We start from the raw sequence: 11,133 nt of genomic DNA, 5'->3' as shown, positions 1-11,133 counted from the left end.
GACAATGGCAGCGATCGAGGTGAGGCGATGTGCGACGAGTAGCAGATTTCGTGGTGCGCTGGCCGTGGGCGGTCGTGGGGTTGTGGCTCGCGGTGGCGGTCGCGCTGCCGCTGACGTCCCCGTCCCTGGGTGAGATGGCTCAGCAGCATCCGCTGTCGATCCTGCCGCACGACCGCCCACGGCCAGCGCACCACGAAATCTGCTACTCGTCGCACATCGCCTCACCTCGATCGCTGCCATTGTGCGCGCCCGCGGGCGGCGACGGCCGCCGACGCTCCGGCGCCGGGCCCGCCGAATTCCCGTCAGGCAACGCGTCCCCAATGCCCACTGTCGGCGACACGCCCGCACACCGACTTCATCGCATCCAGATAGCGCGCAACCGATTTACGCGCGATCGGGTTGTCCGGATACATCAACGCCATCGCCGTGCCCTCCCCGTACCGGAAGATGTAAACGGTCATCTGGTAGGAGTACCGGCCGTCCGAGTAGATCCCGATGTTGTTGGCCAGGCCCATCTCGGCCGCCGCGAGGACGGCGTTGAGCGGGGCCGCGCCGCCGTGGAAGAAGTTTGACACCGGGAAGTTCGGCCGTGGCCAGCTCAGCCACGGCGCCAACTCCAACACCCGGTAGTAGGGCACCTTCGCCAGATGCAGCCCCGAATCGAAACAACTCTGCGCCGCCCACGCCGCCTCACCGAAGGACGTCGCGGCAATGGGAACGGTGATCGGGATCAGGCCGGTGAACCACCCCTGCGTCATGAAATTGTCCGTGGCCGCCCGCGAATCACGCGGGGTCAACCCGTAATACGTCAGCGCACCGGTGAATTCGTGCTCCACCAGGGCAAGACAGGCAAACAGGCCCCCGACGAAACGCGCGCCCGCCGCCGCGCAGGCGGACTCGAATTGCTGGGTCTGCTCGGCGCTCATCAGCAACTCGGAGGTCATGGCGCTCGTGGTGGACTCCGACGGGTTGCCCAGCGGCAGCGGGAACTCGGGAAACCCGCCGTCGTTGTTCTCCGCGAACTCGATCCACGTGCGCACCCCCGGCGAATCCACGGTCAGGGTCGAGGTGTACTCGCGTTCGCGGGAGCAGAAGTCGTCGAAGCTACCGGCGTCGGGAAGCGTCAAGGGCGCACCGCCGCCGCTCATCGCCGAATACATGCCGTTGGCCTCGAGCATCGTTGTGCCGATCAATGTCGCATCCCCGTGCACGTGGTCCATCGCGGCAAAGAACGTGAATGTGCTCTCGCTCTGCACGATTCCGAAGGTGAAGCAGCCCCACTCCAGGGGATTCGGGATCGCGACGACGTGCGCGTGGATACCCTCGACCGTCATGGTGCCGTGGTCGATCGGTGCGAATTCGATGACGGCGGGGTCGCCGATGGTGTGCCTGACAAATTCCCCGTCGCTGGTGCGCTCGAACCAGCTGCGAAACGTGTCGTGGCGGCGCAAGTAGGTGTTCACGGCGTAATCCATCGCCGCGATGTCACATCGGCCGGGAACCTCGCAGGTGGCGATGATCTGACGGGAGAAGTCCAGGCCCGCGGTGGTGCGCTCGTGAAAGTTGCGCAGGTGTTGGCCCTGCATATAGCTGACCGGCACGGTGCTGACCGGCGCGTGGCGCACCTGCTCGGCGGCCGCGGGCGTCGGGTGCCAGGAGACGACGGCGCCCGGGGACGGCAGCCAATCGTCGAGCGCGCCGATCGTGATTTTCCCGATTTGCAATATCTTCTCTTTCGATCCGGCGAGATTTTCTTGGGCAAGGCTGCCTTGAAGTGAAGGCTGCGCCGCGGCCGGGTTGGTGGCGAGACCCAAGATAGCCAGACCCAAGATAGCGTCTGTGGCGCGCGCCGTGGTGGGGGTGGACGCGTCGGCACGGCTCCGGCGATTCCGGCCGCCGAGTGGTTATGGTGATGGGCGGCCCGCCCTGGACGTGGGCCGTACGGTCAGGCCCGGTGGCGTTCGCCGGGCGCGGCGCGACGAAGGTGTCGCGGGGCAACACCGTGATGCGGTCGAGGATTATGCTGCGCAGGTTCCGCACCGGCCGGTCCGAAAAGGGCGGCTCGCGGTGTGTGGTGTGCGGCGCGTGACGTGCTCCGGGGTCTTCCGCGGCCCGGAGTCGGTAGGCCGGCGCGTGGGCATCGGACCCGCACCGGCCGAGGTGAGGAGGACAGCTGCATGGCATCCGTCGAAGGCCCTGTAGGTACGGAATCGAGTTTTGCGATCGTCGGCTACGCGGCGCGCTTTCCCGGTGCCGCGGACGCGGACGAGTTCTGGCAGGTCCTTCGCGAGGGCCGGGACGCCATCTCGGAGGTGCCCCCGGACCGGTGGGACGCCGAGGAGTTCTTCGACCCCGACCCCGACGCGCCCGGCAAGGTGGTGACCCGGCGGGCCGGCTTCGTCGACGACGTCGCGGGGTTCGACGCGCCGTTTTTCGGCATGTCGGCCCGCGAAGTCAAGTCGCTGGACCCCCAACACCGGCTGCTGCTGGAGACGGCATGGCGGGCGGTGGAGCATTCGGGAACGGCGCCAACGGCTTTGGCGAACACCAACACCGGCGTCTTCGTCGGTCTGGCCACCCATGATTACCTGGGCATGGCGTCCGACGAGCTGACGTACGCCGAGATCGAGCCCTACATGGCGATCGGGACGTCGTCGGCCGCGGCGGCCGGGCGGATCAGCTACCGGCTGGGTCTGCAGGGTCCCGCGGTCGCGGTCGACACGGCGTGCAGTTCCTCGCTGGTGGCGATCCACCAGGCCTGCCAAGCGCTGCGCCTCGGGGAATGCGACCTCGCGCTGGCCGGCGGCGCCAACGTGTTGCTCACGCCCGCCACCATGATCACGTTCTCGCACGCGCACATGCTGGCCCCCGACGGCCGGTGCAAGACGTTCGACGCGGCGGCCGACGGCTACGTGCGCGGCGAGGGCTGCGGCGTGATCGTCGTGAAGCGGCTCGCCGACGCGATCCGCGACGGCGACCGGATCCGCGCGGTGATCCGGGGAAGCGCGATCAACCAGGACGGCGCGTCGGGCGGTTTGACGGTCCCCAACGGCGTTGCCCAACAGCGGGTTATCGCCGAGGCGTGCAAACGCGCCGGCGTCGCGCCCGGTGACGTGGGGTACCTGGAGGCGCACGGGACCGGGACGTCGCTCGGCGATCCCATCGAGGCCCAGGCCGCGGGCGCCGTTTTGGGTGCCGGGCGCGAGGCGGACCGGCCCCTGCTGATCGGTTCGGTCAAGACCAACATCGGGCACCTGGAAGCCGCGGCGGGCATCGCCGGGGTGATCAAGGTGATCCTGTCGCTCGAAAACGAGTTGCTACCAGAGCATTTGCACTTCCGGGACCCGTCGCCGCACATTCCGTGGGACCGCCTCGCGGTGCAGGTCGTGACGGAACCGACCGCGTGGGAACGCAACGGCCGGCCCCGAATCGCGGGGGTCAGCTCCTTCGGTTTCGCCGGAACCAACGCCCATGTCATCCTCGCGGAGGCTCCCGAACCGGCGGACCGGGCCACGGCGGCGCCCCAGCCGGTCGAAGCGCACCGCGAGGGGCGGCCCCGCGTGCTTGCCCTGTCGGCGCGCACCCCGGCCGCGCTGGTGCAGCTCGCCGGGAACTACCACACCTGGCTGCGCGCGCACCCCGAAGCGACCGTGGCGGATTTGTGCTTCACCGCCGGCGTGGGCCGGGCACACCTGGAACACCGCGCGGCGCTGGTCGTCGACTCGATGGCAGGCGCCCGCGACCTGCTCGCCGCGCTGGCCGAGGACCGCCCCGCGCCCGGGCTGGTCCGCGGGGAGGCGCACGACCGGCCGAAGACGGCGTGGCTGTTCACCGGCCAAGGCAGCCAGTACCCGGGCATGGCCCGCGAATTGTTTGACAGCGAGCCGGTATTCGCCGACACGGTGCGCCGCTGCGCCGAAGTGGTCGCCGACGCGCTCGAAAAGCCGTTGCTCGACGTCATTTTCGCGGTGGACGACCGGGACGGCGAGACGCTGCGGCAGACGTCGTACGCCCAGCCGGCGCTGTTCGCGATCGAGATGGGTCTGGCCCGGCTCTGGCAGTCCTGGGGTTTCGAACCCGACGTGGTGCTCGGGCACAGCGTCGGCCAGTACGCGGCGGCGTGCGTCGCGGGCGTGCTGAGCCTCGAAGACGGCGCCCTGCTGATGGCCGAGCGTGGCCGTTTGTTCGGCAGCCTGCCCGCCGGCGGCCGGATGGTCGCGGTGTTCGCCGGCGCGGAGCGCGTCGAGGCCCTCACCGACCGGTTCCCCAGCCTGTCGGTCGCCGCCTACAACGGCGCCAACACCGTATTGTCCGGTCCCGCAGGCGATGTGGACCAGGCGGTCGCGGCGCTGAGCGCCGACGGCACGCGTTGCGACCGGCTGGACACCAGCCACGCGTTCCACTCGGCGCTGCTGGACCCGATCCTCGACGAGTTCGAGAGGTACGCGGACGGCTTCACCTACGCGCCGCCGCAACGGATTCTGATCGACAACCGCACCGGCGCCGCGATCGGCCGCACCCAGAAGCTCGACGGCAACTACTGGCGCCGGCACGCCCGCCAGCCGGTCGAATTCGCCAAGAGTGTGCGGACGTTGCACGAACTGGGTTGCAAGGTGCTGCTGGAGATCGGACCGCAGCCGGTGCTCACCGCCGCGGCGCTGCGGGCGTGGCCCGAGCCGTCGACCACGCCGCGGGCGATCGCGTCGCTGCGCAAGAACACCGCCGACCACAGGCAGATCCTCGAAGCCCTCGCCGACGCCTACGCGCTGGGGCATGAACCCGACTTCCGCGCGGTGCTGCACGGGCCCGCGCGCCGGCTCGACCTGCCCACCTACCCTTTCCAGCACCGGCAGTACTGGTTCCGGGAGGGCCGCGAGGCGCCGTCGCAGCAGTCGCCGTCGACCAGCCCCGTCGTGCGGCTGCTCGAGGACGGCAAGATCGCCGAACTGGCCGCCCTCGTCGGCGGTGCCGGTGACGATGCGCACACCCTCGGTGTGCTCGCGAAGCTCGCCGCTCAGCACAACGCGCAGCGCACCACCGCCGCCATCACCGACGCGCGTTACGAATTCCGTTGGCAAACGGGCGCTCTCGCCGAATCCGGTGTCGCCGAGCCGGTCACCTGGTTGCTCGTCGGCGACCCCGGTGCCGCGATGGCGCCGCTACTCGAGGCGCTCACCGCGCGCGGCGACGACCACCGCGTCCTTGCGCTGCCCGCATCGGACACCGACGAGCAGGAGTTGACGGTCGCCTTGACGGCCGCAATGTCGGCGGCGGCCGAGCAGTCCGCGGGCTTGAGGATCGTGGCCGTCGCGGCGCCGCAGGCGTCCACCGGGCCCTCGCAGCGCGCACTGTTGCGGCTGCAACACCAGCTGCTCGGAGGCGCCCGGCGGCTCTTGGGGACCGCGGCGGCCGCCGGGCTGCGGGCGCCGATCTGGTTGGTGACCCGCGGGGCGCAGCGCGTCCTCGACGGCGACGTCGTGTCACCGGAACAGACGGCGCTGTGGGGATTCGGCCGGGCGGCCTCGCTGGAGCTGTCCCACGTGTGGGGCGGGCTGGCCGACCTGTCGACGGGCGACGCGGGCGAGTGGGCGCGGCTGCTCGACCACCTGGCCGTCGCCGATCGCCGCGAGGACCAGTTGGCGATCCGTACGGACTCGACGCACGTGCCCCGGCTGGTGCGCCGGGTCGGCGCGCCGAGCGCCGCCCCGCTGCCGGTGCGCGCCGACGCCAGCTACCTGGTGACGGGAGGCCTCGGTTCGATCGGGCTGGAGATCGCCGGCTACCTCGCGGCCCACGGTGCCAAGCACCTGGTGCTGACCAGCCGGCGCGCCCCGACCGAGGCTGCGCGGCAGCGCATCGACGCGCTGGGCGGGCAGCACGGCACCGAGATCCGCGTCGTGACCGCCGACGTCGCCGACGCCCACGACGTCGCGCGACTGCTGGCCACCGTCGCGGCCGAGTTGCCGCCGCTGGCCGGCATCGTGCATGCCGCGGGCGAGATCGCCGGCACCGCGCTCAGCGACCTCGGCGACGCCGAGATCGATCGAGTTTTTGCCGGAAAGGTCTGGGGCGCTTGGCATCTCAGCGAGGCCGCCGAGGATTTGGCGTTGGATTTCTTCGTCTGCACCTCCTCGATCGCTTCAGTGTGGGGTGGCTACGGGCAGACCGCCTACGGCGCGGCCAACGCCTTCTTGGACGGGTTGAGCTGGCGCTTGCGCGAGCGCGGCATCGCCGGTGTCAGCGCCAACTTCGGCCCCTGGTCGGTGGGCATGGCCGACGCCGAGGCGCGCGCCAAGTTGGACAAGCGCGGCATCAAGACCCTCACGCCGGCCGACGCGCTGGCCGGTCTGGCCGACCTGATCGCCGGTGACCGGGGGGCTGCGCAGGGCGTCGTGGCCCGTGTCGACTGGGCGCGATTCCTGCCGCTCTACCAGCAAGCGGGCCGGCGCGCGTTCCTGGCCGAGCTGGAGGCCGAACTCGAGGGCGAGGTGCCCGGCGGCGTCGCGGCGCGCACCAGGGCGTCCGGGAAGACGGAGTTGGTCGAACGGCTCGCAGGCGCGCCCGTGCAGCAACGCCGCAGACTCCTGTCGAACTTCCTGCGCGACGAGGTGGCCGACGTCACCCGGATAGACCCGTCCGAAATCCGCGAGGACGCCGGATTTTTCGACCTCGGCATGGATTCGCTGATGGCCGTCGAGTTGCGGCGGCGCATCGAGCAGGGGGTGGGCGCCGAGATCCCCGCGACGCTGGCCATGGACTACCCCCGGTTGTCCGACGTGGTCGACTACCTGCTCGGTGACGTCCTGGCGCTGACCGAGCACAAGTCCACCCCGGCGCCGGCCGCCGCGGCGGCGGCCGCCTCCGACGAGCCGATCGCGATCATCGCCGTGTCCTGCCGGTTCCCCAAAGCCCCCAATCCCGAGGCGTTTTGGGGCGTGCTGTCCGAAGGTGTCGACGCGATCCGGGAGGTGCCCGAGGACCGGTTCGACATCGACGAGTTCTACGACCCCGACCCGGACACCGCGGGCAAGACCTACACCCGCTTCGGCGGCTTCCTGGACGGCATCGACGGGTTCGACCCCGAGTTCTTCGGCATCTCGCCGCGCGAGGCCGTCTGGATCGAGCCGCAGCAGCGGCTGATGCTCGAAACCGTGTGGGAGGGGCTGGAGCGGGCCGGTTACGCGCCGGCGTCGTTGCGCGGCAGCCGAACCGGCATCTTCGCCGGTGTGGCGGCCAACGAATACGCGCATCTGCTCTCGGCCGAGTCCATCGACAAGATCGAGCCGTATTTCATCACCGGCAACGCGCTCAACGCGATCTCGGGGCGGGTGGCCTTCGCGCTCGGCTTCGAGGGGCCGGCGGTCGCGGTCGACACGGCGTGCAGTTCGTCGCTCGTCGCCGTCCACCAGGCGGTGCAGGCGCTGCACTCCGGTGACTGCGACCTCGCGGTGGCGGGCGGGGTGAACGTCTTGCTCAGTCCCGTGACGGTGGTCGCCGCGTCGCGCGCCCGGATGCTGTCGCCGGTCGGGCGGTGCAAGACCTTCGACGCCTCGGCCGACGGGTACGTCCGCAGCGAGGGCTGCGGCATCCTGGTGCTCAAGCGGCTCAGCGACGCGCAGCGCGACGGTGACCACGTCGCCGCGGTGATCCCGGGCAGCGCGGTCAACCAGGACGGCGCGTCGAGCGGTCTGACCGTCCCCAATGGTGGTGCGCAGCAACGGCTTATCGCCACGGCGCTGGCCCGGGCCGGCCTGTCCGGAGCGGACATCGACTACCTCGAGGCGCACGGGACGGGCACCCCCCTCGGCGACCCGATCGAGGTCCAGGCGGCCGGAGCCGTCTACGGCGCGGCGCGCGACACCAACCGGCCGCTGCTGATGGGCTCGGTGAAGACCAACATCGGCCACACCGAATCCGCGTCGGGCGCGGCGGGGCTGATCAAGGTGGTGCTGTCACTGCAAAACGGTGTGCTGCCCCCCAGCCTGCACTTCGACAACCCGTCGCCGCACATCCCGTGGGGCTCGCTGCCGGTGAAGGTCGTCGACGCGCCGACGCCGTGGGAGGCCAACGGGCGGCCGCGGCGCGCCGGTGTCAGCTCGTTCGGGTTCACCGGCACCAACGCGCACGTCCTGATCGAAGAGGCGCCGGCGGTCGCCGACGCCGAGCCCGCCGATGCCGCGGAGTCGACCGGTTCGCGCGGCGCGGTCAGCGTGCTGCCGTTGTCGGCGCGCTCCGCGGAGGCGCTGGTCGAACTCGCGCAGCGGTACGGCGCGTGGCTGACCGAGCACCCGGACGCCGACATCGCCGAGGTGGCACTGACGGCCGGTGCGGGCCGCTCGCACTTCGAGCACCGCGCCGCGCTCGTGGTGGATTCGGTGCCCACGGCCCTCACGGGCATCGCCGACCTGTCCGCCGGGCAGCTGCGTCCGGGCGTGTATCGCGCCGAGTGCGCCGACCGGCCGACGACGGCGTGGCTGTTCACCGGGCAGGGCAGCCAATACCCCGGGATGGCGCGCGAATTGTTCGCCGCGGAGCCGGTTTTCGCCGAGACGGTACAACGGTGCGCGGACGCGGTCAGCGGGACCCTCGGAGAGCCGCTGCTGGACGTCATCTTCGCCACCGACCGCGAAACCGGCGGCAGGGCCGGGCAAACGCTCAAGCACACGTCGTTCGCGCAGCCGGCGTTGTTCGCCGTCGAGATGGGTCTGGCGCGACTGTGGCAGTCGTGGGGCCTCGAGCCCGACGTCGTCCTCGGCCACAGCGTGGGCCAGTACGCCGCGGCCTGCGTGGCCGGGGTGTTCAGCCTCGAGGACGGTGCCCGCCTGATGGCCGAGCGCGGCCGGCTGTTCGGCAGCCTGCCCGCGGGCGGCCGCATGGTGGCCGTCTTCGCCGACCCCACGCAGGTCGAGCAGGTGGCCGGCGCGTTCCCGAAGGTTTCGGTCGGGGCGTACAACGGACCCAACACGGTGCTCTCGGGCCCGGCCGGCGACCTCGAGCAGGTGGTCGCCACGTTCAGCGGCGACGGGGTGCGCTGCACGTGGCTGGAGACCAGCCACGCCTTCCACTCCGAGCTGCTGGAACCGGTCCTGGGTGAATTCGAGTCGTTCGCAAACCAATTCGCGTTCGCCACACCCACGCTGCCGTTGGTGTGCAACCACACGGGCGCCATCCTGACGGCGGAGACCCCGCTGGACGCGCAATACTGGCGCAGGCATTCCCGGCAGCCGGTGCAGTTCGCCGAGAGCGTGCGCACCGTCGCCGCGCTGGGTTGCACGGTGCTGATGGAGATCGGCCCGCAGCCGGTGTTGACGGGGGCCGCGGTCCAGGTCTGGCCGGAGCACCTGGCCGCACCGCGGGCCATCGTGTCGCTGCGCAAGGGCGTCGCCGACCGTCGTCAGATCGCCGACGCGTTGGCCAACGCCTACGTCAGCGGTCACCGGCCCACGTTCGCCGCGCTGCACCCGCCGCGCGGCCGCCGGCTGGAACTGCCGACCTACCCGTTCCAGCGGCGCCGCTTCTGGCCCAAGAGCTCGGCGATCACCGTCGACGGCCCGGCGATGTCGGGATTGCTCGGCAGCGGCAAGGATCTCGCGTCGGGCGACACGGTCTACACCAGCAGGCTGTCGGTCAAATCGCAGCCCTGGCTGGGTGACCACGTCATTTATGGCACCGTCGTCGTTCCCGGCGCCACCTACGCCGCGATGGCCCTGGCCGCCGTCGGCACGCCGGCGCACGTCAAAGAGGTCTTCTTCTACGAGCCGATCATCCTGCCCGACAAGGCGTCTCGCGAGGTGCAACTGACGCTGCACCCGCTCGACGAGGGCTGGAAGTTTTCGGTGCACAGCCGGCCTTACGGCGTCAAGGATGCCGAGTGGTCGCGCAACGCCGACGGCACCGCGCTCGCGGGTGCCGGCGCCGAGCCCGACCAGGCCGAGCCCATCGACGACGCGATCGAACGGATGGAGCGGATGCGTCCGCAGGAGCTGTTCGAGACCTTCGACGACATGGAACTGTCGTGGGGCCCCAACTGGTCCGGGTCGCTGAAATCGCTGTGGCTCGGCGAGGGCGAGGCGGTCGGCGACATCTCGGTCGGCGAGGAGCTGGCGGAGAACCTGGGGACCGAGCCGATGCACCCGGTGCTGATGGACCTGTGCACGGGCGTCGCGTTTCCCGCGTTCCCGGCGCTGCGGGCGGCCGAACAAGGCGTGCGCGGGTTGTTCTTGCCGCTGCGCTACGAGCAGGTCACGCTGACCGACAAGATGCCCCGCCGGTTCTACTGCCGGGCCACGTGGCGCACCAACGAGCTGATGAGCGAAACCCAGGTCTTCGACCTGCACTACGTCGGCCGCGACGGCCGCGACCTCGGCGGCATCCGCGGCTTCACCGTCAAGCGGGCGCCGCGGGAGGCGTTGTTGCGCGGGCTCGGCGGCGACGCGACCCGGTTGCTCTACACCCTGGGCTGGCACGAGGTGCCGCTGGCCGCGGCCGAGCAGGCCGCACACCCCGGCGGCACCTGGCTGGTCGCCGGGTTCGGCGAACTGGCGGCGGCGCTGCCGGGCTGCATCCCGTTCGACCGGACCGACGACTCCGAGCTGCTGGGCCAGGTGCTGGCGCACGCGCACCAGACGGGCGTGCCGTACACGGGCATCGTGTGGCGCAGCCGCGGCCGCGCGGCGAACGAGTCGACCGCCGCGGCGATCAGCCGGCTGGAGGCCGAGGTCGACAACCTGCTCAGCGCGGTGCACACCGCGCAGGAAGACAACTCGGTGAAACTGCCCGGCGGGCTGTGGATCGTCACCGAACGCGCTGTGGCGACCGAATCCGCGGAGCCGGTCGACGCGGTCCAGGCCGCGCTGTGGGGCCTGGGGCGCACCCTGGCGAACGAGGAACCGGGCCTGCGCAGCAGGCTCGTGGACGTCGACGGCTCGCCGGAGGCGGTGACGTTGCTGACCGGTTTGCTCGCCAGCCCCATCGACGAGCCGGAATTGGCTGTGCGGCAAGGCAAGGCGCTGGCGTCCCGGCTGCTGCAGTGGTCGCGTAGCGGTCACCTCAACGTGCCGCGCGCCGACGACTACGCCCTGTTGCCCACCGAACGCGGTGCGATCGACAACCTGCGTCTGACCGAGAAGGACG

General features: G+C 70.9%; 2 protein-coding genes. One reads left to right on the top strand and one right to left on the bottom strand.

Translation table 11 applies throughout. From position 1 onward, the window contains the following. Positions 1 to 302: 302 nt before the first annotated feature. Positions 303 to 1,724 (bottom strand): condensation domain-containing protein, encoded by a 1,422-nt coding sequence (locus A5714_RS19395; RefSeq protein ID WP_068069515.1) that lies wholly within the window; start codon positions 1,722 to 1,724, stop codon positions 303 to 305. Between the two features lie 453 nt (positions 1,725 to 2,177). Between A5714_RS19395 and A5714_RS19390 the strand changes: the two genes are divergently transcribed. Then, a partial coding sequence (locus tag A5714_RS19390; RefSeq protein WP_068287907.1) for a type I polyketide synthase occupies positions 2,178 to 11,133 on the top strand: 8,956 nt, incomplete at its 3' end.

The sequence above is a fragment of the Mycobacterium sp. E2462 genome, assembly GCF_001672685.1.
In the GTDB taxonomy this organism is placed as follows: Bacteria; Actinomycetota; Actinomycetes; order Mycobacteriales; family Mycobacteriaceae; genus Mycobacterium.
Note: the sequence above shows the minus strand (reverse complement) of the source record. Positions and strands in the feature narration are given on the sequence as shown.